Source organism: Bradyrhizobium sp. Mp27 (assembly GCF_029953005.1).
Lineage (GTDB): Bacteria > Pseudomonadota > Alphaproteobacteria > Rhizobiales > Xanthobacteraceae > Bradyrhizobium > Bradyrhizobium barranii.
The window spans coordinates 1-21,977 of the sequence record NZ_JASAUS010000129.1 but is presented as its reverse complement, the minus strand read 5'-3'; the positions used below and the strand labels follow the sequence as shown (position 1 = coordinate 21,977).

21 protein-coding genes, 1 tRNA gene and 2 pseudogenes are annotated in these 21,977 nt (G+C 65.4%); 10 read left to right on the top strand and 14 right to left on the bottom strand.

From position 1 onward, the window contains the following. Window positions 1-404: 404 nt before the first annotated feature. A pseudogene (locus QJT78_RS39180) lies at window positions 405-634 on the top strand (hypothetical protein); the annotation flags it as partial. On the opposite strand, the gene QJT78_RS39175 reads toward QJT78_RS39180, so the two are convergent. The 5 genes from QJT78_RS39175 to mnmA all read right to left on the bottom strand — a co-directional run bounded on the left by QJT78_RS39175 (window position 609) and on the right by mnmA (window position 3,842). Next, the gene (locus QJT78_RS39175; RefSeq protein ID WP_028153255.1) at window positions 609-1,076 is read right to left on the bottom strand and encodes a metallophosphoesterase family protein; all 468 of its coding nucleotides are present in this window, start codon (window positions 1,074-1,076) and stop codon (window positions 609-611) included. The pseudogene QJT78_RS39180 and the gene QJT78_RS39175 sit on opposite strands and share 26 nt — an antisense overlap. A gap of 86 nt (window positions 1,077-1,162) precedes the next feature. Then, window positions 1,163-1,239: transfer RNA gene (locus QJT78_RS39170), tRNA-Met, on the bottom strand. Window positions 1,240-1,483: 244 nt separating this feature from the next. Further along, on the bottom strand, window positions 1,484-1,846 hold the full coding sequence (locus QJT78_RS39165; RefSeq protein WP_028153254.1) for a hypothetical protein: 363 nt from the start codon (window positions 1,844-1,846) through the stop codon (window positions 1,484-1,486). Between the two features lie 154 nt (window positions 1,847-2,000). Beyond that, entirely contained in the window at window positions 2,001-2,639 is a 639-nt protein-coding gene (locus QJT78_RS39160; RefSeq protein ID WP_028153253.1) for a class I SAM-dependent methyltransferase, read from the bottom strand. A gap of 21 nt (window positions 2,640-2,660) precedes the next feature. After that, on the bottom strand, window positions 2,661-3,842 hold the full coding sequence (mnmA, locus tag QJT78_RS39155) for a tRNA 2-thiouridine(34) synthase MnmA (protein ID WP_028153252.1): 1,182 nt from the start codon (window positions 3,840-3,842) through the stop codon (window positions 2,661-2,663). Between the two features lie 358 nt (window positions 3,843-4,200). Between mnmA and QJT78_RS39150 the strand changes: the two genes are divergently transcribed. The 9 genes from QJT78_RS39150 (at window position 4,201) to QJT78_RS39110 (ending at window position 13,891) form a co-directional block, all read left to right on the top strand. Continuing rightward, entirely contained in the window at window positions 4,201-5,784 is a 1,584-nt protein-coding gene (locus QJT78_RS39150) for a flagellar hook-length control protein FliK (RefSeq protein WP_028153251.1), read from the top strand. A 13-nt stretch (window positions 5,785-5,797) separates the two neighbouring features. Beyond that, window positions 5,798-6,511, top strand: a complete 714-nt coding sequence (locus tag QJT78_RS39145; RefSeq protein WP_028153250.1) for a flagellar hook capping FlgD N-terminal domain-containing protein — start codon at window positions 5,798-5,800, stop codon at window positions 6,509-6,511. A gap of 373 nt (window positions 6,512-6,884) precedes the next feature. Continuing rightward, window positions 6,885-7,160 carry a DUF1153 domain-containing protein gene (locus tag QJT78_RS39140; RefSeq protein ID WP_002714638.1) on the top strand — a complete coding sequence of 92 codons (276 nt, stop codon included), beginning with the start codon at window positions 6,885-6,887 and terminating at the stop codon, window positions 7,158-7,160. Window positions 7,161-7,352: 192 nt separating this feature from the next. After that, entirely contained in the window at window positions 7,353-8,963 is a 1,611-nt protein-coding gene (gene fliF / locus QJT78_RS39135; protein ID WP_038943801.1) for a flagellar basal-body MS-ring/collar protein FliF, read from the top strand. 17 nt (window positions 8,964-8,980) lie between these two features. After that, window positions 8,981-10,072: a flagellar motor switch protein FliG gene (gene fliG, locus QJT78_RS39130; protein ID WP_028153248.1), complete on the top strand. Its 1,092-nt coding sequence runs from the start codon at window positions 8,981-8,983 to the stop codon at window positions 10,070-10,072. Further along, a complete protein-coding gene (locus QJT78_RS39125) occupies window positions 10,072-10,695 on the top strand; it encodes a FliH/SctL family protein (protein ID WP_028153247.1) in 624 nt (207 codons plus the stop codon). The genes fliG and QJT78_RS39125 overlap by 1 nt, the downstream gene beginning before the upstream one ends. A 3-nt stretch (window positions 10,696-10,698) precedes the next feature. Further along, the gene (gene fliN / locus QJT78_RS39120; protein WP_018318401.1) at window positions 10,699-11,049 is read left to right on the top strand and encodes a flagellar motor switch protein FliN; all 351 of its coding nucleotides are present in this window, start codon (window positions 10,699-10,701) and stop codon (window positions 11,047-11,049) included. Between the two features lie 51 nt (window positions 11,050-11,100). Continuing rightward, a complete protein-coding gene (locus tag QJT78_RS39115; RefSeq protein WP_028153246.1) occupies window positions 11,101-12,486 on the top strand; it encodes a sigma-54 dependent transcriptional regulator in 1,386 nt (461 codons plus the stop codon). A 256-nt stretch (window positions 12,487-12,742) separates the two neighbouring features. Beyond that, window positions 12,743-13,891 carry a M20 family metallopeptidase gene (locus QJT78_RS39110; RefSeq protein WP_028153245.1) on the top strand — a complete coding sequence of 383 codons (1,149 nt, stop codon included), beginning with the start codon at window positions 12,743-12,745 and terminating at the stop codon, window positions 13,889-13,891. 115 nt (window positions 13,892-14,006) lie between these two features. Here QJT78_RS39110 and QJT78_RS39105 read toward each other — a convergent pair whose 3' ends face one another. The 9 genes and pseudogenes from QJT78_RS39105 to QJT78_RS39065 all read right to left on the bottom strand — a co-directional run. Beyond that, a complete protein-coding gene (locus QJT78_RS39105) occupies window positions 14,007-14,162 on the bottom strand; it encodes a hypothetical protein (protein WP_028153244.1) in 156 nt (51 codons plus the stop codon). 97 nt (window positions 14,163-14,259) lie between these two features. Continuing rightward, window positions 14,260-14,841, bottom strand: a complete 582-nt coding sequence (locus QJT78_RS39100; protein ID WP_028153243.1) for a flavin reductase family protein — start codon at window positions 14,839-14,841, stop codon at window positions 14,260-14,262. Window positions 14,842-14,873: 32 nt separating this feature from the next. After that, on the bottom strand, window positions 14,874-15,710 hold the full coding sequence (locus QJT78_RS39095; RefSeq protein ID WP_038943800.1) for an ATP-binding cassette domain-containing protein: 837 nt from the start codon (window positions 15,708-15,710) through the stop codon (window positions 14,874-14,876). Window positions 15,711-15,730: 20 nt separating this feature from the next. Further along, a complete protein-coding gene (gene ssuC / locus QJT78_RS39090; protein WP_028153241.1) occupies window positions 15,731-16,537 on the bottom strand; it encodes an aliphatic sulfonate ABC transporter permease SsuC in 807 nt (268 codons plus the stop codon). Then, on the bottom strand, window positions 16,534-17,700 hold the full coding sequence (gene ssuD, locus QJT78_RS39085; RefSeq protein WP_028153240.1) for an FMNH2-dependent alkanesulfonate monooxygenase: 1,167 nt from the start codon (window positions 17,698-17,700) through the stop codon (window positions 16,534-16,536). The genes ssuC and ssuD overlap by 4 nt, the downstream gene beginning before the upstream one ends. Before the next feature lie 8 nt (window positions 17,701-17,708). Beyond that, window positions 17,709-18,662, bottom strand: a complete 954-nt coding sequence (locus tag QJT78_RS39080) for a sulfonate ABC transporter substrate-binding protein (RefSeq protein WP_038943799.1) — start codon at window positions 18,660-18,662, stop codon at window positions 17,709-17,711. Between the two features lie 38 nt (window positions 18,663-18,700). After that, window positions 18,701-19,651, bottom strand: a complete 951-nt coding sequence (locus tag QJT78_RS39075) for a sulfonate ABC transporter substrate-binding protein (protein ID WP_038943798.1) — start codon at window positions 19,649-19,651, stop codon at window positions 18,701-18,703. A 547-nt stretch (window positions 19,652-20,198) separates the two neighbouring features. Next, window positions 20,199-21,365 (bottom strand): cytochrome P450, encoded by a 1,167-nt coding sequence (locus tag QJT78_RS39070; protein ID WP_038953354.1) that lies wholly within the window; start codon window positions 21,363-21,365, stop codon window positions 20,199-20,201. A gap of 347 nt (window positions 21,366-21,712) precedes the next feature. After that, window positions 21,713-21,977, bottom strand: a pseudogene (locus QJT78_RS39065) (transglycosylase); the annotation flags it as partial.

Here is a 21,977-nt window from a genome sequence, read left to right as displayed (position 1 = left end):
GGCGGGCGTGGCGTTCGCGGTTGGAGGTGATGGGGTTGGCTTCGCAACCGAATCCTACGCCGCATCAGCGCTTTACCCCTCAGGCGCACTCTTACGAATAAGACGGGCTAGAGGGCTGCATGGCAACGCGCAGCTTGTCGCCCACCCTCACCCTCGCGGTCGGCTCGACGCTCGCCACCATGATCTCTCGCCGACCTTCATATCGAGCAGGATTTCCGAGCCGAGTTGCTCGACCACCTCAATCACAGTTCGAGGGACGGGGCCGCCACGAGGCGGCCCTTTCTTTTGAGAAAGACGATCCCTATCTCCGCATCATGCGTTACCGCGTTCGAAGTCTGCCTGCCGACTTGGGACACCAACAGCACCTCATATCGACGCAACCTTGATGACATCCAACGTCCCGCATCACGCGGAGCCGGTCGGTCCCGAATTCCGTATCGAGCCGGGACAACTTGGAGAGTTTGGCGATAGCCTGCTGCAGGCCGAGATGCCCTTCCCGAAGTCGGTTCGCCTTCTGGGCGTGTCGCTGTCGTCGCTGCAAACGCTGGTGAACGACGATGTCGAGCCTCAGCTCGATCTCCCCATCTGGCGCTGCCTATGGACGCGGCCTATCCAACATCCAGATCGTGGATGATTGGTTTCAGACCGTCGGGAGCGATTTCGAGGCGCGCAAGCGTGATCGGTAGCTTGAAGCGTCGGCGCCCAGCACTGCCGGGATTCAGGTAGAGCAAGCCGTCTACGGTATTGATCTTCGGCACGTGGGAGTGGCCCGAAACAATAACATCGATGCCCTCAGCTACGGGATCGACCTGCAGGGTGATGAGGTCGTGCAGAACGTAGAACAGCCGTCCGGCGAGCCGCACGAACTCGGTTTCTGCAAATTCGGTGGCCCACTCGCCCGTATCCACGTTTCCTCTGATCGCCGTGACGGGGGCAATTCTCCGCAGCGCGGTGATGATCTCGGGATCACCGATGTCGCCGCCGTGAATGATGTGGTCGACATGGGCCAGCACGCGCAGCGCCTCCGGCCTGAGCAGGCCGTGCGTATCCGAGATGATCCCGATGGTGAAGGTCATCGAACCGTCCGGTTGAAGCACTTTATCGCGCGTTGGGTTTGGGGGAAAAAGCTTTCCCAAACCAAGTCAATGGGGGTGGGGAAAGATGGTAGCGGGAGAGGGACTCGAACCCCCGACCCCAGGATTATGATTCCCGTGCTCTAACCAGCTGAGCTACCCCGCCACAGGGTCGCGAACGGCGGAACGGCCGATCTCGCGAACGCGCGGCATATAAGGAAGGGGGCGGCGGGCTGTCAATCCGCCTTCGCTAAAGCTTTGGCGAGACAAGGCCGTTTGTGCCGAATTTGGCACCAGAATCTGCAATTTTTCGGCACCGGACTCGTGGGGAGTCGCCCCTCACCCGGATCGCATCTTCGATGCGCTCCGGCCTCTCCCCGCAGGCGGGGAGAGGCGAAGGAAGAATCAGCCTATTTCGGCCTGACCGTCGGGTCGCCGCCGGGGCTGCCGGGGGGTGGGATGACCGGCATGGCGCCGTCCGTAGAGGGGGCCGGGGCGTGCATGTCGGGGTCGACGCCGGAGGGCGGGCAGAGCACGCCGTCGGATTTGGCCAGTTTGTCGCCGAGCGGTTCCCGGGATTGGCCGGTGGTGGTGCCGTCGGGCGCGGTGGCGCGGTTCGGGCGGTCCTGCGGCATGCAATTGGCGGCATGCTGGGCCGATGGCGGCGCGGTTGCTTGCGGCGGCGTTGCAGGTCGCGGCGGGGCCTGCGCGATCGCGCTGCCTGAGGCGGCGATCAGGAGGCTGGCCAGGATGATGTTTGATGTGGTGCGCATGGGAGGGAAACGTCTCCGGCCATGCGGAGGTTCCGGCCGACGCACGGCGAATTGAAGCGCGGGAACATGGCTGGCGGTTTCCCTGCGGCCGATGCTTCAAGACGCCTTGCGCGGCGACAGTGCCGGCCAACGGCACGATCCCCGCAAATCACGCTCACGATTTGACGTAGCGGATCAGCGAAAAGTGCCCCATCGGCGGCATCGGACGGCGCTCGGCGAGCGTGACGCCGCGGTGCTTGGCGGCCCAGTTGACGAGGCGGTCCCACGGGAATTCCGGGCGCCAGCCGAGGCGGCGGGCGATGGGTGCGAAGGCGAGCTCGAACAGCTTGCGCGGGCCGCTCTCCGCGCCGATGTGGTTGACTAGGATCAGCTCGCCGCCGGGCTTGAGCACGCGCACGAACTCGTCGAGCGTGCCTTCGGGATCGGGCACGGCGGTGATGACATATTGCGCCACCACCGCGTCAAAAAAGTTTTCGGGGAAGGCGAGGTTCTTCGCGTCCATCACCGAGAGCACCTCGACATTGCTGAGCCGCAGCGCGCGCACGCGCGCCTGCGCCTTACGCAGCATCGGCTCGGAGATGTCGACGCCGCAGATTTTTGTCGTGCGCGAATAATCAGAGAGCGAAAGCCCGGTGCCGACACCGACATCGAGGATGCGGCCGCCGATGCGGTCCGCCTCCGCGATGGTCGACTGGCGTCCGGCGTCGAAGACCTTGCCGAACACGAGATCGTAGACCGGCGCCCAGCGGCCATAGGCCTTCTCGACCCCGGCCCGCGAGATGTCTGCTGCCATGCCCCCTGCCCCGGAAATTTTCTAACCGCGTACCGCTTCCACCAGCGGCCTCGCAGTGCTCGTTGCGACCTTCGCGGCGGCGCTCTGGATGAAGCCGCCGCCGAGCACGCGCGCCTGCCCCGATGGCGCGTCGTAGAACACGCAGGCCTGGCCGGGCGAGACGCCCTCCTCGCCGGCGACGAGCTCGACTTCGTAATGGCCGTTGCCGCCGCGCAGCCAGGCGGGCTGCGGGCTGCGGGTCGAGCGCACGCGCACGAACATCTCGAGGCCGGCGCCGATGGCGCGGTCGATGTCGCCGGCGCCGATCCAGTTGACGTCGCGCAGCACGATGCGGTGCATCTTCAGCGCATCGCGCGGGCCGACGACGACGCGGCGGCCCGGGGCATCCAGCCGCACCACGAACAGCGGTGCGTGAGCGGCGATGCCGAGGCCGCGGCGCTGGCCGACGGTGAAATTGGCGATGCCGTTGTGCCGGCCGAGCACGCGTCCGTCGAGATCGACGATGTCGCCGGGGTCCATCGCGTTCGGACGCAGGCGGGTGATGATGTCGGTGTAGCGGCCGGTCGGCACGAAGCAGATGTCCTGGCTGTCGTGCTTGTCGGCAACGGCGAGGCCAAAGCGGCGCGCGAGCTCGCGCGTCTCGGGCTTGGTCATGTCGCCGAGCGGGAAGCGCAGGAAGTCGAGCTGCTCCTGCGTGGTCGCGAACAGGAAGTAGCTCTGGTCGCGGTCGCTGTCGGCGGCGCAGACCAGCGCGCGCGAGCCGTCGTCGCGGCGGCGCGAGGCGACGTAATGGCCGGTGGCGAGCGCCTGCGCGCCGAGCTCGCGCGCGGTCTTCAGGAGGTCGCGAAACTTGACGGAGCGGTTGCACTCGATGCACGGCACCGGCGTCTCGCCGAGCGCGTAGGAGTCGGCGAAATTGTCGATGACGGACTCGCGAAAGCGATCCTCGTAGTCGAGCACGTAATGGGGGATGCCGAGCTTGGCGGCGACGTCGCGGGCGTCGTGAATGTCCTGGCCGGCGCAGCAGGCGCCCTTGCGGTGGGTCGCCGCGCCATGATCATAGAGCTGCAGCGTGATGCCGACGACGTCATAGCCCTCGGCCTTGAGCAGCGCAGCCGTCGTCGAGGAATCGACGCCGCCCGACATGGCAACGACGACCCGGGTGTCCTCAGGACGGCCTTCGAGATCCAGACTGTTCAGCATGGGCCTTAAAGCGTTGTGACGGCGGCGTTCGCGATCCGCGATGACTTGGACATTTCGCCTTCCGGCGGGACATCGACGCTCCCCGGGAACTTTGGTTCCCCCGGGGGGCACGACTGCCCGGTCGAAAGCGGCTGAGAGCAGCTCTTTAATATAGGCGCCATTCCGGTGAAGCAATCACGCGGGCGGCCGCTTAGGGCAATTCTTGCCGGGGAGGCAGAAATGGCGGGGCTTTGGCGCCCCTCGCGGTGAGGGCGAAAATCACACAAGCTTTTGATTTTACTTGATAAAAAATCTCTTCAGGAAGCTGGCCCGCTCCTTGCTACCCCCTTATGCCGAAGATGTTGCCAAGAGGTTTTCCGTGGTCGGTCGGGCGTCAGACGTAGCAGCCAGCGTGCAAGTCCAGAGCGCGCAGCAAAAGCCTGCCCGGTCGCAGAGCTCCAAAGACACGTCCACCAACGACTCCTTCGGCTCGCTGGTCGACAGCAACACCCAGGCGATCAGCAATAACGCGCCGTCGCAGGACACCGCGCCCCGCCGGACCGAGTCGTCATCCGCCCCGGACAAGGGCCCGCGTGATACCGCCGCGACCGACCAGCCCTCGCCGAGCAAGGCGAACGACGACACCGACACATCGGCCCCCACCACGAACGACGCGACGGCCGATCCGGCCGAGCCGACCAAGACCAAGGACAAGTCCGAGACCTCCGACGCCAAACCGGCGGATAAATCCGACGACGCCAAGGGCGACCAGACCGACAGCACCGCTGCCACCACCGTCGATGCCGCCGTGCAGCCCGACGCGACGCAGGTCGCTATGCCGGATCCGAACGCGATCGTGGTGGCCCCGCCCGTGGTGCCGGTCGATCCGAACGCGGCCGCGAGCCAGGCCGGCGATGCCGCCGCTTCGCCGCTGACGATTGCGGCCGCCGGCATCGCCGCCAGCGCCTCGACCGCGGCGCAGATCGCAAGCGGCAAGACCGACACCGCCACGGCGAGCGACAAGGGCGGCAAGACCGCGGGTGCCAAGGTCGATGCCGACACGACGACGACGCTGGGCGATGCCGCCACCGGCACGACCGACGGCACCGCGACCGATGCCAAGACCGATACCAGGACCAATGGCGGCCTCGTCGCCGCCGTCGACCAGGGCACGCCGAAGCCTTCGTTCAAGGCCGTCGCGACCGCGCAACGCGAGAGCGACGTCTCCAATATCGGCCAGGACGCGGGCCAGGCGAACGCCACGCAAACCGCGGCAACGACTGCGCATGCGCAAGCGGCCAAGCCGCAGGCCGATTCCGCTGCGACAGATGCGAAGGCCGATGCGAAAGCCGCCGCCACTGACGCGACGCCCACGGCCGCGAACACGCACGCGCATGCGGGCACGCAGGCCGCCGTGCCCACGACCGACACCAGCGCGCAGGCCGCTTCCGCCATCCAGGCGCCGGTGACCAATACGACCTCGGCCGCGACAGCTTCGACCGCAACGCTGACCGCGACCGCGGCCAACACGAATGCCGTGCCGATCAGCGGCGTGCTGGTCGAGATCGCCGCGGCCGCGCGCGCCGGCAAGACGCGGTTCGACATCAGCCTCGATCCGATCGACCTCGGCCGCATCGACGTCCGCATCAATGTCGACCGCAACGGCCAGGTCACCTCGCATCTCACCGTCGAGAAGCCGGAGACGCTGCAGATGCTGCGACAGGACGCCCCGCAATTGCAGCGCGCGCTCGACGATGCCGGCCTCAAGACCGGTAGCAACGGGCTGTCCTTCAGCCTGCGCGACCAGAACTCATCGGGCCAGAATTCCGGCCAGAACAACGACAATGGCGGCAATGCCCGCCGGCTGATCATCAGCGAAGACGACACCGTTGCTGCGGCGCCCGTCGGGCGCGGCTACGGCCGCATGCTCGGATCGAGCAGCGGCGTCGACATCAGAGTGTGAGGAGTATTCGAACATGACCACCACGAATGCCGCCACCGCCCCGTCCGTCGTCTCCGGCACGACGCCGACATCGTCGTCGTCGTCCTCCTCGTCGAACTCGCTGAGCTCGAGCACGGGATCGACGCTGGCCGGCAACTTCCAGACCTTCCTGACGCTGCTGACGACGCAGCTGCAGAACCAGAACCCGCTCGATCCGCTCGACACCAACCAGTTCACCCAGCAGCTGGTGCAGTTCGCCGGCGTCGAGCAGCAGCTCAAAACCAACGATTCACTGTCCCAGCTCGTCACCCTGCAACAGACCACGCAGGCGACTCAGGCACTGGGCTTCGTCGGCAAGACCGCGCTGGTCGACGGCTCGACCGCGACCATGACGAACTCGTCGGCGACCTGGCATCTCAACGTGCCGACCGACTCCACCGTCGACATCACGGTTGCCAATTCCACCGGCCAGACCGTGTTCACCGGCAAATATACCGCCGCCGCCGGCACCGACATTCCCTTCACCTGGAGCGGAATGGGCAATGACGGCACGCAATGGCCCGACGGCAAGTACACGATCACGGCGACGGGTAAGGACGTGGCGAACAACAATGTCGGCATCGCCGCGCAGGTGCAGGGCGTGGTGTCGTCCGTCGACCTGACCCAGTCGCCGCCGCTGCTCACCATCGACGGCGCCAGCTACACCCTGAGCCAGGTGAAGAGCATCATCGCCACCAGCAGCAACTAAAGGCGCGCGCCTCGCCACACACGAGATGTGATCCACGCGAACTCAGGGGATCCATCACCACAGGACGTCGTTTTCGCGTGAGGCCGTAACCCCGGGTCGTCGTCAAACTACCCCCTGGGGTTACGGGGTCCCGGGCTCGCGCTACGCGCGCCACGGGACGACAGTTGGGGCTTCGCCGGCTCCATTCGTTAGTAAAGTATTTACGAAGACCCCGCTCGGACGGCTCGGATCATGGTGTCCAGCCCTCCGGGCCGGCTGTGTTCCAGTCATTTTCAACGAGAATTGTATTGAAGCCTTAGGCTTAGCGGATTTTTAAGCCCGCACGCGTAGGGTTACGGCGTGAGTTCAGTGGTTGAGAGTTTGTGAGTACGCCATGACAGAACCCCATCGCCCGAGGGTAAAATACGTCATCGGGCCGGACGGCAGTCCGCTGACGATCGCAGATCTGCCCGCACCCGGCACCAAACGCTGGGTCATCCGCCGCAAGGCCGAAGTCGTCGCCGCTGTGCGTGGCGGACTTCTCTCCCTCGAGGAGGCCTGCAGCCGTTATACCCTGACGGTCGACGAATTCCTCTCCTGGCAGTTTTCCATCGACCAGCACGGTCTGGCGGGTCTTCGCACCACCCGCATCCAGCAATATCGCCAGTAAGCGATCCGGAAATCTGCAGCTTTTGACGAAAATCGGCCTCGCCCCGCGAGGCCGATTTTTTTCATGTTTCCTTTTGGCGCGACTTTTGTCCCAGCTCTTAACCTTCGTTAACCATATCGAAACCATCACCTAGGCAATAATTGCCCAGTCGGCCTTTCCAGTGAAAGCAGCCGAAGCGGTCGGGGCGGTTGCTTGCAAGGTCTTGCGGACTTTTTGAAGGGTATCGGCGCCGCCCGGTTCGGGGCGATGATCGCGGTCACAGCCGCGCTCATCGGCTTCTTCGCGTTCGTCATCATGCGCGTGACCACGCCGCAGATGACGACGCTGTTCACCGACCTCTCGGTCGAGGATTCTTCCGGCATTATCAAGGATTTGGAGCGACAGGGCATCCAGTTCGAGCTGCGCAATGAAGGCAGCATCCTCATGGTGCCCAAGGACAAGGTCACCCGCCTGCGGATGAAGCTCGCCGAGGGCGGCCTGCCCAAGGGCGGCGGCGTCGGCTACGAAGTGTTCGACAAGTCGGATGCGCTCGGCACCACCTCTTTCGTCCAGAACATCAATCATCTCCGCGCGCTCGAAGGCGAGCTCGCCCGTACCATCCGCGCCATCGACCGCATCCAGGCCGCCCGCGTCCACCTCGTGCTGCCCGAACGCCCGCTGTTCTCGCGCGAGGCGCCGGAGCCGTCGGCCTCGATCGTGGTGCGGGTCCGCGGCTCGCTCGAGGCCCAGCAGATCCGCGCCATCCGCCACCTCGTCGCCTCCGCCGTCAACGGGCTGAAGCCACAGCGGGTCTCGATCGTCGACGAGGCCGGCTCGTTGCTCGCCGACGGCGCCGCGACCGATCCGGAGCAGGCGGTCGGCGACGAGCGCCGCACCGCCTTCGAGAAGCGGATGCGCAAGCAGGTCGAAGACATCGTCTCCTCCGTGGTCGGCTCCGGCCGCGCTCGCGTCCAGCTCTCCGCCGATTTCGACTTCAACAAGATCACCCAGACCTCGGACAAGTTCGATCCCGAGGGCCGCGTGCTGCGCTCGAGCCAGACCCGGGAAGAGAGCAGCCTCACCGCCGACAACAACGGCCAGGTCACGGTCAACAACGAGCTGCCCGGCAACCAGCAGAACAGCGGTCCGACGGCGAAGGACCAGAGCAAGAAGACCGAAGAGACCAACAATTACGAGATCTCCCGCACCACCAAGACCGAAGTGACCGAGGCCGGCCGGGTCAACCGCATCTCGGTCGCGGTGCTGGTCGACGGCATCTATTCCAAGAACGACAAGGGCGAGCTCGCCTACACGGACCGCACCAAGGAACAGCTCGACCGTATCGCCACCCTGGTGCGCTCGGCGATCGGCTTCGACCAGAAGCGCGGCGACCAGGTCGAGGTCGTCAACCTGCGCTTTGCCGACGCCCCCTCCACCGCCCCGATCGCCGAGCCCTCCGGTTTCCTTGGCATGCTGCAGTTCACCAAGGACGACGTCATGTACTTCGTCGAGCTCGGCGTGATGATGCTGCTCGGCCTGGTCGTGCTGTTCCTGGTGATCCGCCCGCTGGTCAAGCGCATCCTCGCCTCTGAGGAGGTCGCCGCCGCGATCTCCGGCGCCCTCGCCGGCCCCGCCGCTTCGGAGGAGGCCGCGCCTGCCGGGCAGGCGCTGCTGCCGGGCGGCGCCGCGAGCGCGATCGATGTCGCCACCATTCAGGGCCAGGTCCATGCCCAGTCCGTTCATCGCGTCGGCGAGCTCGCCGAGCGCAACCCCAACGAAACCGTCGCCATCATCCGCCAATGGCTGACCGAACCCGCGAAATGATCGAGAAGTGAACTGACATGGCCGGCAACCTGCAAAACGCCAACTCCAACGACATCACCAGCGTGATCTCGACGCTCGGTGCCCGCCAAGGCAGCCGCGCGGGCGGCAAGACCGAAGCGGTGACGGGACCCAAGCGCGCCGCGATCCTAATGCTGGCGTTGGGCGAGCAATATGGCGGCAAGATCTGGTCGATGCTCGACGACGACGAGGTGCGCCAGCTTTCGCTGGAAATGTCGACGCTCGGCACCGTCGAGGTCGACACGGTCGAGGACATGCTGCTCGAATTCGTCTCGCGCATGTCGGCTTCCGGCGCGCTGATGGGCAATTTCGACGCCACCGAGCGGCTGCTGCAGCAGTACCTGCCGCCGGAGCGCGTCAACGGCATCATGGACGAGATTCGCGGCCCCGCCGGCCGCAACATGTGGGAAAAGCTTTCCAACGTGCAGGAAGAGGTCCTCGCCAACTACCTCAAGAACGAATATCCGCAGACCATCGCGGTCGTGCTGTCGAAGCTGAAGCCGGAACACGCCGCGCGCGTGCTCGGCATCTTCCCCGAAGAACTCGCGCTCGACGTCGTCAACCGCATGCTGAAGATGGAAGCGGTGCAGAAGGAGGTGATCGAGAGCGTGGAGAAGACGCTGCGCACCGAATTCATGTCCAATCTGTCACAGACCCGCCGCCGCGACGCCCACGAGGTGATGGCGGAAATCTTCAACAATTTCGACCGCCAGACCGAAACCCGCTTCATCACCTCGCTCGAAGAGGACAACCGCGAATCGGCAGAGCGCATCAAGGCGCTGATGTTCACCTTCGACGACCTCGTGAAGCTGGATTCCGGCTCGGCCCAGACCCTGATGCGCAATGTCGACAAGGACAAGCTCGGCGTCGCGCTCAAGAGCGCCAACGAGGACGTCCGCAACTTCTTCTTCGGCAACATGTCCTCGCGCGCGGCCAAGATGCTCCAGGACGACATGGCGGCGATGGGCCCGGTCCGCCTGCGCGACGTCGACGAGGCTCAGGCGCTGCTGGTCAACCTCGCGAAAGACCTCGCCGCCAAGGGTGAGATCATGCTGACCAAGAACCGCGCCGACGACGAGCTGGTGTACTGATGGGCGCCCCGGCAAAATTCCTGTTCGACACCGACTTCGCAGCGCCGGAGCGGTCGCCGCGCGAGAAGGCTGCGACCGCCGCCGAGATCGCCCAGAAGATCGCGGAAGCCGAGGCGCGCGCCTATCAGGACGGCTTTGCCGCCGGCCAGCGCGAAGCCAAGGCCGAGAGCGACCGCCGCGTCGCGCTCGCCATGGAAGAGATCAACATCGGTATCCGCGGCGTCGCGGCCGGCATCGGCAACATCGAGACCAAGATGGAGACCGAGGCGGTCGACGTGGCCGTAGCGGTGGCGCGGAAGTTGTGCGCCGATCTGGTCGCTGCCGAACCGCTCGGCGAGATCATGGCGCTGGTCAAGGACTGCTTCTCGCACCTGGTCGCGACGCCGCATCTCGTCGTGCGCATCAACGACGCGCTCTACGACAGCGCGTGCGAGAAGATGGAGCGGCTCGCCAAGCAGAGCGGCTTCGAGGGTCGGCTGGTGATCCTGGCCGAGCCCGATATCGCCACCGGCGACTGCCGGATCGAATGGGCCGACGGCGGCGTCGTGCTGGAGCGCGGCGCCATCGTGGCCAAGATCGACGAAATGGTCGGACGCTATATCGCGTCCCGCAGGGGGAGCTAAGCCATGAGCGACACCGACGGACAGGTCCCGCTGCCCGATCTCAACGGCCCGATGCCGCCGACCGGTACGGACGTCGGCTACAACGAGGACGAATATGCTGCGCGCGCCGCCGCCGACCTCGAAGCCGTGTTCGACGTGCCGGTGCAGGTCTCGGCCGTGCTCGGCCGCTCCAAGATGGACGTCAGCGAGCTGTTGAAGCTCGGGCCCGGCACCGTGCTCGAGCTCGACCGCCGCGTCGGCGAGGCCATCGACATCTACGTCAACAACAAGCTGGTCGCCCGCGGCGAAGTCGTCCTGGTCGAGGACAAGCTCGGCGTGACCATGACCGAAATCATCAAGACCGAACGCAGCTAGTAGCGCAAGGAATGACGCGCGGCAGCGCGACCAGACGGACAGGAGACTGACATGCGGCTTCTCATCGTTGGCACATTGAAGGGCCAGCTCACCACCGCCACCAAGATCGCGATGGAGAACGGCGCCACCGTGACCCACGCCGAGGATCACGAGCAGGCGATGCGCGTGCTGCGCGGCGGCAAGGGCGCCGACCTCCTGCTGGTCGACGTCGCCCTCGACATCCGCGACCTCGTGATGCGGCTCGAGGCCGAGCATATCCATGCGCCGATCGTCGCCTGCGGGATCACCAACGACGCCCGCGCCGCGGTCGCCGCGATCCACGCCGGCGCCAAGGAATACATCCCGCTGCCGCCGGATCCGGAGCTGATCGCCGCGGTGCTGGCCGCCGTCGCCAACGATTCCCGCGAGCTGGTCTATCGCGACGAGGCGATGGCCAAGGTGATCAAGCTCGCCCAGCAGATCGCGGGCTCCGACGCCTCGGTGATGGTCACCGGCGAATCCGGCACCGGCAAGGAAGTGCTGGCCCGTTACGTCCACACCCGCTCGGCCCGCGCCAAGCGTCCCTTCATCTCGATCAACTGCGCCGCGATCCCCGAGCATCTGCTGGAATCCGAACTGTTCGGCCACGAGAAGGGCGCCTTCACCGGCGCGATCGCGCGCCGCATCGGCAAGTTCGAGGAAGCGACCGGCGGCACGCTGCTGCTCGACGAAATCTCGGAGATGGACGTCCGCCTGCAATCGAAGCTGCTGCGCGCCATCCAGGAGCGCGTGATCGACCGCGTCGGCGGCACCAAGCCGGTGCCGGTGGACATCCGCATCATCGCGACCTCGAACCGCAACCTAGCGGAAGCCGTGCGCGAAGGCACGTTCCGCGAGGACCTGCTGTTCCGCCTCAACGTCGTCAATCTGAAGATCCCGCCGCTGCGCGAGCGTCCCCTCGACATCCTCGAGCTCGCCCAGCATTTCGTGAAGAAATATGCCGAAGCCAACGGCGTACCGGTGCGCCCGATCTCCGCGGACGCGCGCCGCGTGCTCTCCACCAACCGCTGGCAGGGCAACGTCCGCGAACTCGAGAACACCATGCACCGCTCGGTGCTGATGGCGCAGGGCGACGAGATCGGCCCCGACGCGATCCTCACCCCGGACGGCGACCGCCTCGACCTCGCCAAGACCGCGCCGGCCGTGGCGCATGCGACCATGGCCGCCGAGCAGGTGACGCGGGCGCTGGTGGGACGCACCGTCGCCGACGTCGAACGCGACCTGATCCTGGAGACGCTGAAGCACTGCCTCGGCAACCGGACCCATGCCGCCAACATCCTCGGCATCTCGATCCGCACGCTGCGCAATAAGCTCAACGAATATTCCGACGGCGGCATTCCGATCACACCGGCGGGAACGCCGGGCGAATATCCGCGGATGCCGATGGTGGGGGCGTAGGTCTCTCCCCCAACTGAAAGAATGCAGATGCCCGGGCTGGTCCCGGGCATTTTGTTTTGTGCGTCCAGCGGGAGGGTCCCGTAGCCCGGATGGAGCGAAGCGCAATCCGGGGTTAGCTCCGCGATCGGGGTTCCCGGATTTCGCTTCGCTCCATCCGGGCTACGGGACCTTTCACATGGCCGCACCGCATCCGGCGACTAGGTCGCGCCTACGCGAGGCCCTATAAGCACAGCCCTAGAACCACGCGAGGATACACATGTCGGAAGCTCAAATCACGGACTGGCTGGCGTCGCAGCGGCAGGCGATGATCGATCTGCTGCGCGATGTCGTAAACATCGATTCCGGATCCTACGACAAGGACGGCGTCGATGCGGTCGGTGCGCGGTTCGAGCGGCATTTTGCCGAGCACGGCATTCCGTTCCGGCGCGAGAGCAACGCCACCTTCGGCGATGCGATCCATGCCGAGATCACCAAACCCGGCAGCAACGAGAAGCCGGTGCTGTTGATGGGCCATCGCGACACCGTGTTCGGCAAGGGCGAGGCCGGACGGCGTCCGTTCACGATTGAGGGCAAGCGCGCCTATGGACCCGGCGTTGCCGACATGAAGTCCGGCGTCGTGATGAACATCTTCGTGGCGACCGCCTTCCACAAGTTCGGCGGCAGCCCGCATCCGATCAAGGTACTGATCACCTCGGACGAGGAGATCGGCTCGCCCTCCTCGCGCCCGGTGATCGAGCGCGAGGGACGCGCCTCACGCGCCGTGTTCAATTCCGAGCCGGGACGGCCGACCGGCAACATCGTCACCGGCCGCAAGGGCGGCATCTTCATGCACTTTGCCATTACCGGCAAAGCCGCGCATTCCGGTGCCAATTTCGCCGCGGGCATCAGTGCGATCGGCGAGCTTGCGCACAAGATCGTCCAGATCCACGCGCTGACCGATCTCGACAAGGGCATCACACTGAATGTCGGTCTCGTCTCGGGCGGGCAGTCCGTGAACACCACGGCGCCCTCAGCCGAGGGCCAGATCGACCTGCGTTACGTCGATCCGGCGGATCGCGCTAGGATCATGGCGGCGATCGAGAAGATCATCGCGACACCTTACGTGCCCGGCACCAGCGCGACGCTCACGGTGAAGGGCGAGTTCGTGCCCGTGGTGCAGAGCGCGGAGTCGAAGGCGCTGTTCGAAGGCTATCAAGCCGCCGCAAAGCAGGTCGGCCTCACCACGCTCCAGGGCGAGTTCTCAGGCGGCTGCGCCGATTCCGGCTTCACCGCTGCGGTCGGCACACCGACCATCTGCGGCCTCGGGCCGGTCGGCGGGCTCGCGCACACGCCGGAGGAATATCTCGAGCTCGACAGCATCGTGCCGCGCGCCCAGGCGCTGGCGCTGGCGATTTTGCGGGGGTGAGCGAAGGTGCCGTAGGGTGGGCAAAGACGCATTTGCGCCGTGCCCACCATTCGTCTCGTTCGATAGAAGTGGTGGGCACGCTTCGCTTTGCCCACCCTACGAGACCTACCAAGTCCTACGAATAACTCGGCGCGTCCGGCTTGCGGAAGATGTGGATGGGGTCGCCCGGCACGATCGGCTGACCTGAGAACATCGCATAGGCGTAGAGCGCGAGGTAGCCGATCGCGATCGCGCCGATGGCGTAGAAGGCCCAGGTGGCGACGCGCTTCATCGTTCCGCTCCATGGCCGTCCCGGATGGGACGGCCCAAAGCGCTTCTAGAGCGATGACGGGGAAAAGGCCAGCCGGCGGGCCGCCCTCACGCAGCGATCAAACGCCGCGCAGGCCGCGGGCGGGAACGCTGACCTCGGCGAGCCTCGCCGCGTCTTCGTCCTGGTCGACCGCCACGTACTGGCCGTGCCAATAGGCCAGCGCCGCATTGCGGGTCGAATTCCTGACGGTCCTGACGCGGCCGATGACGATGCCGTGCGAATGCCGCTCGACGATCTCCTCGACCTCGCAATCGACCGCGGACAATGCACCGACCAGCAGCGGAACGCCCGAGACCGCCGTGACCCACTGGCTGCCTGCAAAGCGATCGGCGCCCTTCAGCCCTCCCTTGCCGGCAAAACGCTCGGCGACGTCCAGCTGGTCGGCCGCAAGGATGTTGACGCCGAAGGCGCCGTAGCGGCGGATCAGCGGGAAGGACGAGGCATCGCGGTTGATGCTGACCAGCAGCGTCGGCGGTTCGACCGACAGCGAGGTCACCGAGGTGACCGTCATGCCGGTGATGTCCTTGCCCCGCCCGGCGGTGATGACACTGACGCCGCCCGTGAGGTGGCGCATGGCGCCGCGGAAATCGGCGGACGAGACGGCAGTTTCAATCATGAGATCGCGGGGCACTACATTCATGGCATGGTCCCCGAAGCGGGGTTCCCCTGTATTTAGGTACGATCGTCCGCCGACAAAAGATGGCTCAGGATCGAGCCTTCGAGGCTGGCGAGCTCGGCGGAGCCGCGTTCGCGCGGCCGGGCGGCGTTAACCGTAACGTCGTGGGCAATCCGGCCCTCGTCGATCACCAGCACCCGGTCGGCCAGCGCGACCGCCTCGGCGACGTCGTGGGTCACCAGGATCGCGGTGAAGCCCTGGTCGCGCCAGACCCGCTCCAGCAGCCGCTGCATCGAGATGCGGGTCAGCGCGTCCAGCGCACCGAGCGGCTCGTCGAAGGCGAGCACGCGGGGACGGGAGACCAGCGCGCGGGCGAGCGCGACGCGCTGCTTCTGGCCGCCCGACAGCACCGACGGCCACTGGTCACGCTTGTCGGTCAGCCCGACCTCGGTCAGCGCCTTCTCCGCGCGGGCATGCGCGTCGCCGGAGGACCGATCGCGGCCGAGGCCGACCTCGACATTGGAAAGCACCCGCGCCCAGGGCAGCAGCCGTGGCTCCTGGAACATCACGCGGATATCCTCGGGCTGGACATCCTGGCCGAAGCTGATGCTGCCAGCGTCGATCTTTTCCAGACCGGCGATCAGACGCAGCAACGTGCTCTTGCCGCAACCGCTCTTGCCGACGATCGCGACGAACTGGCCGGCGGGGATGTGCAGGTCGATGCCGCGCAGCACCTCGTTGTCGCCGAAGGACTTGCGCAAACCGCGAATGCTGAGCGGCAGGCCTGTGGTCTGCGCCGGGCGCTCCTCGCGCACGACGCGTGCCTGCGGTACGAAATTGGGGCGGCTGGCGAGCTCGGTTTCGGGAAGGGCCGTACGAAGAGCTGTCTGCATGTGATCCCCAGTATTTCTGCTCAGCGTTTCTGGAAGGCGGGGTGCCAGGAGAGCGTCAGGCGCTCCAGCACACGGGAGGCGCTGTCGGCGAGCTTGCCGAGCAGAGCGTAAATCAGGATCGACAGCACGACGACGTCGATCAGCATGAACTCGCGCGCCTGCATCGCCATGTAGCCGAGGCCTGAAGACGCCGCGATGGTCTCGGCTACGATCAGTGTGAGCCACATGATGCCGAGCGCAAAGCGGATGCCGACGAAGATCGAGGGCAACGCCCCGGGGAAGATCACCCGGCGGAACAGTTCGCTGTCGGTCATGCCGTAGATGCGGCCCATCTCGATCAGCTGGGGATCCACGGTACGGATGCCGTGCAGCGTGTTGAGGTAGATCGGGAAGAACACGCCGAGCGCCACCAGGAACAGTTTTGCGCTCTCGTCGATGCCGAACCACAGAATAACCAGCGGGATCAGCGCCAGATGCGGCACGTTGCGCACCATCTGCAGCGTGGTGTCGGTGAGCTTGGCCGAGAGCTGCGACAGGCCATTGGCGAGACCGAAGGCGAAACCGATGGCGCCGCCGATCAGGAAGCCGATCGAGGCGCGCCAGAACGACACCCAGATGTTGCGGATGAGCTCGCCGGAGAGCAGCAGCTTCCAGCCGGCGAGCACGACATCACTCGGCGCCGGCAGCACGCGAACCGGCACGAAGCCGGTGACGCTCGCGACCTGCCAGATCGCGATGATGGCGAGCGGCACGATCCACTGGATCAGGCCGTCAACCCGCGGCAGGCGGAAGCTGCGCGGAAGTGAAACGCTGTCGATCAGGCTCATGACTCGGACACTCGCTGCTGCGGACGGTAATCGCTGCCGACCGTCTCGCCGAAGGGACCGCCGTTGAAGTGCAGCTTGGTCACGTTGCTCGGCTGCTCCAGCGAGAGCAGCGGGAATACCAGCTCGGCAAAGCGATAGGCTTCCTCCAGATGCGGGTAGCCCGACATGATGAAGGTATCGATGCCGATGTCCTGATACTCCCTGATGCGGGCCGCCACCGTCTGGGCGTCGCCGACCAGCGCCGTGCCGGCGCCACCGCGCACGAGACCGACACCGGCCCACAGGTTCGGGGCGATCTCAAGCTTGTCGCGCTTGCCGCCGTGGAGCTGCGCCATGCGCTGCTGACCGACGGAGTCCATGCGGGCAAAGTTCTTCTGCGCCAGCGCGATAGTGTCGTCGCTGACATGCCTGATCAGCTCGTTCGCGGCGCGCCAGGCCTCTTCATTGGTCTCACGGACGATCACATGAAGACGAATGCCGAAGGAGAGCTTGCGGCCGCGCGCAGCTGCGACCTCCCTCACCTTCGCGATCTTCTCGACAACCTGAGCCGGCGGCTCACCCCAGGTGAGATATTTGTCGACGGCGTCGACGGCGACGTCGATGCCGGCATCGGACGAACCGCCGAAATAGAGCGGCGGCCGTGGCGACTGCACCGGCGGAAACAGCAGCTTGCCACCCTCGACATGGATGTGCTTGCCCTCGACATTGACGGTCCTGCCGGCGAGCAGGTCGCTATAGACGCTGAGGAACTCGCGGGTGACCTCGTAGCGCTCGTCATGGCCGAGGAAAATGCCGTCGCCCTTGTTCTCGACGGGATCACCGCCGGTGACGACATTGACGAGAAGCCGGCCATTGGTGACGCGGTCGAGCGTCGCCGTCATGCGCGCCGCCACGCTCGGCGATTGCAGGCCGGGGCGGACAGCCACGAGATAGCGCAGCCGCTCGGTGAACGGCGCAACCGAGGAGGCGACGATCCAGGAATCCTCGCAAGATCGCCCGGTCGGCAACAGCACGCCGTAATAACCGAGCTGGTCGGCGGCCTGCGCGATCTGGCGGAGATAGTTGAAGTTGACCTCACGGCCGCCGATGCCGGTGCCGAGATAGCGGCCGTCGCCGTGGGTCGGCAGGAACCAGAGGATGTTGGCGTTGGACTGCTTACTCATGTGCTTGCTCACGATCCTGGTTTCCCGGCCACGTCGGAAATCTTGATGGATTTGGGGATCAGGTTGAGCGCGAAGAACGCGTCGGCAACCTGCTGCTGATCGGCGATGACGGCATCGGTGATCGGCCTGATGCCGTAGGCCTGCCGCTTCAGCGCTACCTCGACCACGGGGACAGACAGGCCGATCGCCGGCGCCAGCTGCTCGGCAACGGCATGGATGTCGCCCTTGGCCCAATCGTCGACCGAGCTCAGCTCAGCCAGCACGGCGTCGACGATCTTCGGGTTGGCTTCGAGGAATTTCTTCGAGGAAAAGTAGAACTGGTAGTTCGCAACGATGCCGGTGCCATCAGTGAGCGTGCGCGCGCCGGTGGCGGCTTCCGCCGCGGCCTGGAACGGATCCCAGATCACCCAGGCATCGACCGCGCCGCGCTCGAAGGCGGCGCGCGCATCGGCGGGTGCGAGGAACACCGGCTCGATCTCGGAATATTTGACACCCACCTTCTCCAGCGCCTTGACCAGGAGATAATGGACGTTGGAGCCCTTGTTGAGCGCGACCTTCTTGCCCTTGAGATCGGCGACCGATTTCAGCGGACTGTCCTTCGGCACCAGGATCGCCTCGCCCTTCGGCGCCGGCGGCTCGTAGGCGACGTACTGGATCGGCGCGCCGGCGGCCTGCGCGAAGATCGGCGGGGCTTCACCGGTGTTGCCGAAATCGATCGCGCCGACATTGAGCGCTTCGAGCAGCGGCGGCCCGGACGGGAATTCGGTCCACACCACCTTGTAGCCGTCGGCAGCTAACTTCGGCTCCAGCGTGCCCTTGCTCTTGAGCAGCACCAGCTTGCCGTATTTCTGGTAGCCGATGCGAACGACCTTGTCTTGCCCGTAGGACGTGCCGACCGCGGCGGCGACGATGCCGATCGACAGCACGATGGCCGCGATCAGACGCTGAATGATACGCCTCATGTTCAAACCCTTGTGCGTGGGAAGAGTGGTCGGCACGATCAGGCTGCCGGGTTGCGCCAGACGATGTCGCGAACGACGATCGGCTTCGGGATCAGGCCGAGCTTGTAGAAGCGGTCGGCGACGCCCTGCTGGGTCGTGACGATGTCGTCGGTGACGGGGCCAACCACGAAGTTCGCGCGATCGGCCGCAACCGTCTGGATGTCCAGCGGGACGCCGGTGACGGCGGCGAGCCATTTGGCGACCTCCCCGCGGTGCTGTTCGGCCCATTTGCCGGTCGCGGTCGTGACGTCGACGATCTGCTGCAGGATGGCGCCGTGGGTCTTCGCGAACTCGCGGTTGGCGATGTAGAAGGAATTGGTCTTGGTGACTTCGCGCGCATTGATCAGGATGCGGCCGCTCTGCTTGGTCTCGCCGATCGCGAAATAAGGATCCCAGATCGCCCAGGCCTCGATGCTGCCATTGGCGAAGGCGGGACCGGCATCGGGCGGCGTCAGATAGACCGGCGTGATGTCGGCATAGGTGAGCCCGGCCTTCTCCAGCGTCTGCACCACGACATTGTGGGCGCTGGACCCCTTGGTGAAACCAATACGCTTGCCCTTCAGGTCGGCGATCGAGCGGATCGGTGAGTCCTTCGGCACTAGGATGCCCTGGCCATTGGTGATGGGCTGGCCCGCGGCATAGACGATCGCGGCACCCGCGGCCTGGGCGAACACTGGCGGGGAATCGCCGACCGAACCAAAATCGACACTACCGACGTTCATCGCCTCCATCATCGGCGGGCCCGAAGAGAACTCGACCCATTTCACGTCGATGCCTTGCGGATTGAAATGCTTTTCCAAGGAAGCCTGCTGGCGCGTGATAAACAGCACGCCTGTCTTCTGGTAGCCGATACGAATTTCCTTCACCGCGCCCTGCGCGTTCGCGCGGGAGGCAAATGCAGCGGCGGCTGCGGTTCCAACGGAGAGTTTGAGAAAGTCACGACGCTGCATTCCACACTCCCGGCCGCATGCGGCCGTCATTCCTTTGCGTTGCAGGAATGATGGTGCGGGTCAGCGGAGGTGTCGAGACGCCAACAAAAATAGCGATGCGAGCACTGCGCGTGTGGCGCAGCGCATGATTAATCTTTCAAGCGGGCGCGCTCATGCAGAGGGATTCTTTTCCGCACGCGAATGTGAGAGCCGCGGGAATCCGGCCGACGCTCGCAGCGCCCAAACATAAATTGTCGAAAACAACCCCATGCACAGTAGCCGACGATAGTCCGATCAATGACTTACGTATTATCCGAAGTTCGCTTGACACGTCGGGCAAAACAGGAGCAAGATGGCATCATGGCGGACTGGGGCTGGCGTGACGAGAAGCTTCCACCACCTCCGCTGTCATTCCCCGCGAAGGCGGGGAATCCAGTACGCCGCGGCCCCTCGATTCAACCACAACTGTCTCGGAGTACTGGATCGCCCGGTCAAGCCGGGCGATGACACCGAACGTATGACGGGATGCGTGCCACAATCCCCTAGGGGCGTGCGGGCACCAGCCGGCCTAATGCAACCATCTCACCGGCAGGTTCTGAAGGCCCCGGAACGCCCAACCGCCGATCCGCACCGGCTCGTCATCGACGATCTCGAGCTGTTTGGCACGGGCGAACACCGTCGGCAGCGCGACGTCCGCGATCATCGCACGCGAGGCCCAGGCGCCGGCGCAGAAATGCGGGCCGGCGCCGAAGGCGACGCTCTTGGACGTGTCACGCCGCACGTCGAACTGGTCGGCGCGCTCAAAATGCTTCTCGTCGCGATTGGCGGAGCCGAACATCAGGAACACGCGCTCATCTAGCTCGAACGAGACGTCGCGGATCGTCCACGGCTTTGCGATGCGCCGCGGCGACATGCCGATCGGCGAGATCCAGCGGGCGTATTCCTCGAAGGCTTCGAGCCAGGACACCTCACCCTTGCGCACGAGATCGAGTTGCTCGGGATGGGAGAGCAGCGCCCACACCGTGCCGGCGATCGCCTTGCGCGGCTCGTTCTGGCCGCCTGATATCGCGAGTTTTACATTTGCGCGCACGCTCTCCATCGGCATGCCCGCAGCGAGGAGTACGCCGAGGATACTTTGATCGGGATGCTTGCGCATCACGGGCAGAATGTCGTCGATCGCAGCATCAATGCCCGACGTCGCCGCATGACAGCGCGCCTCGACCGCGGGATCGCCGCCATAGTTGGCGATGCCCTCGATCATGCCTTGCGACCACGCGTCCATGTCCTGGAAGCCGATGTTGGTGAGGCCGGTGATCGACTTCAGGCATTCGCCGGAAAACGGCAGCGCGAAGTCGCGCATGAAATCGATCCGGCCCGGCTCGATCGCATCGATGATGCGGTCGGCATGGGCCTGGAACAGCGCGGTCCAATGCGCCTTCACCGTCCTCGGCGACACCGTCGGAAACATCGCGCGCCGCTCGATCTGATGCGCCTCGCCGTCCTTGCGCATCATGTTGTGGCCCATCAGCCGGTTCATCAGGCCGGCAGGCTGGTGCGAGGAGAACACGTCGATCTGCTTCTCGGAGATCGAGATGTCGTCGCGGCTCGCAAGCAGCGTCGAGCCGAGCTGCGGCACGAAGGCGATCGGCGCTTCCTTGCGCATTTTTCCGAGCATCGGATAGGGATCGGCCCAGAACGAAGCAGGGTCGATGTCGATGCGCGGCGCGGTGCTCAAGGCGGTCTCCCTGGATTCTCGTGTCGTTCAGGCCAGACTAGAGCATCGCGGCGCAGACGTCTGTCCCTAGCGGTAGGGACAGGCGGTGTCGGAGCGTGTCATCGCAGGTCCGGTACGCGCGGGCACGATAACTGGTCCGCATGGCCCACCACAGCGGACATCGACGAACGCATGAGCGACGTCCGCTTGGAGCCATCAGCCGACGTGATTGCCTGTGAATAATCTAGGAGTCCGGACCGCGGAGCGGCACTGGTCGAGGTGTTGGGTCGATCCGGCCGCCGGAGCATAGCTTCTCGACGAAACGAATGTGGACCCAGAGGTGTGCGTGTGGGCAGTCGCCAGCTGTTCTATCTCGAGCGTTCGGCCGCCGCAGTTAGCACAGGATAGCGGGCATACAGCGTGTCGACGCGGTCCCGCCACATCGCCACGAACGCACCCGAGGTGAGACTATCGACCGACTTCCATTCGCGTTTGACCGCAGGCAGCGTGTTGCCCCAGATAGCGCGCTTGCACCATCGCTCGCCCTTCGCCGAGCCCTCCCGGGTTGCGCACATCGACTTCCAGGCAATCCGCTGCGGACGACTGATGTGTTGGGCGGCTCCTTCCCAGCCC

Coding starts and splice junctions, on each gene's coding strand:
- QJT78_RS39105 (WP_028153244.1), bottom strand. CDS start 14,162: ATGAAGCGCGTCGCCACCTGGGCCTTCTACGCCATCGGCGCGATCGCG.
- QJT78_RS39095 (WP_038943800.1), bottom strand. CDS start 15,710: ATGCAGACAGCTCTTCGTACGGCCCTTCCCGAAACCGAGCTCGCCAGC.
- QJT78_RS39100 (WP_028153243.1), bottom strand. CDS start 14,841: ATGAATGTAGTGCCCCGCGATCTCATGATTGAAACTGCCGTCTCGTCC.
- QJT78_RS39145 (WP_028153250.1), top strand. CDS start 5,798: ATGACCACCACGAATGCCGCCACCGCCCCGTCCGTCGTCTCCGGCACG.
- QJT78_RS39115 (WP_028153246.1), top strand. CDS start 11,101: ATGCGGCTTCTCATCGTTGGCACATTGAAGGGCCAGCTCACCACCGCC.
- fliG (WP_028153248.1), top strand. CDS start 8,981: ATGGCCGGCAACCTGCAAAACGCCAACTCCAACGACATCACCAGCGTG.
- ssuC (WP_028153241.1), bottom strand. CDS start 16,537: ATGAGCCTGATCGACAGCGTTTCACTTCCGCGCAGCTTCCGCCTGCCG.
- QJT78_RS39140 (WP_002714638.1), top strand. CDS start 6,885: ATGACAGAACCCCATCGCCCGAGGGTAAAATACGTCATCGGGCCGGAC.
- QJT78_RS39165 (WP_028153254.1), bottom strand. CDS start 1,846: ATGCGCACCACATCAAACATCATCCTGGCCAGCCTCCTGATCGCCGCC.
- QJT78_RS39075 (WP_038943798.1), bottom strand. CDS start 19,651: ATGCAGCGTCGTGACTTTCTCAAACTCTCCGTTGGAACCGCAGCCGCC.
- ssuD (WP_028153240.1), bottom strand. CDS start 17,700: ATGAGTAAGCAGTCCAACGCCAACATCCTCTGGTTCCTGCCGACCCAC.
- fliN (WP_018318401.1), top strand. CDS start 10,699: ATGAGCGACACCGACGGACAGGTCCCGCTGCCCGATCTCAACGGCCCG.
- mnmA (WP_028153252.1), bottom strand. CDS start 3,842: ATGCTGAACAGTCTGGATCTCGAAGGCCGTCCTGAGGACACCCGGGTC.
- QJT78_RS39125 (WP_028153247.1), top strand. CDS start 10,072: ATGGGCGCCCCGGCAAAATTCCTGTTCGACACCGACTTCGCAGCGCCG.
- QJT78_RS39160 (WP_028153253.1), bottom strand. CDS start 2,639: ATGGCAGCAGACATCTCGCGGGCCGGGGTCGAGAAGGCCTATGGCCGC.
- QJT78_RS39110 (WP_028153245.1), top strand. CDS start 12,743: ATGTCGGAAGCTCAAATCACGGACTGGCTGGCGTCGCAGCGGCAGGCG.
- QJT78_RS39175 (WP_028153255.1), bottom strand. CDS start 1,076: ATGACCTTCACCATCGGGATCATCTCGGATACGCACGGCCTGCTCAGG.
- QJT78_RS39080 (WP_038943799.1), bottom strand. CDS start 18,662: ATGAGGCGTATCATTCAGCGTCTGATCGCGGCCATCGTGCTGTCGATC.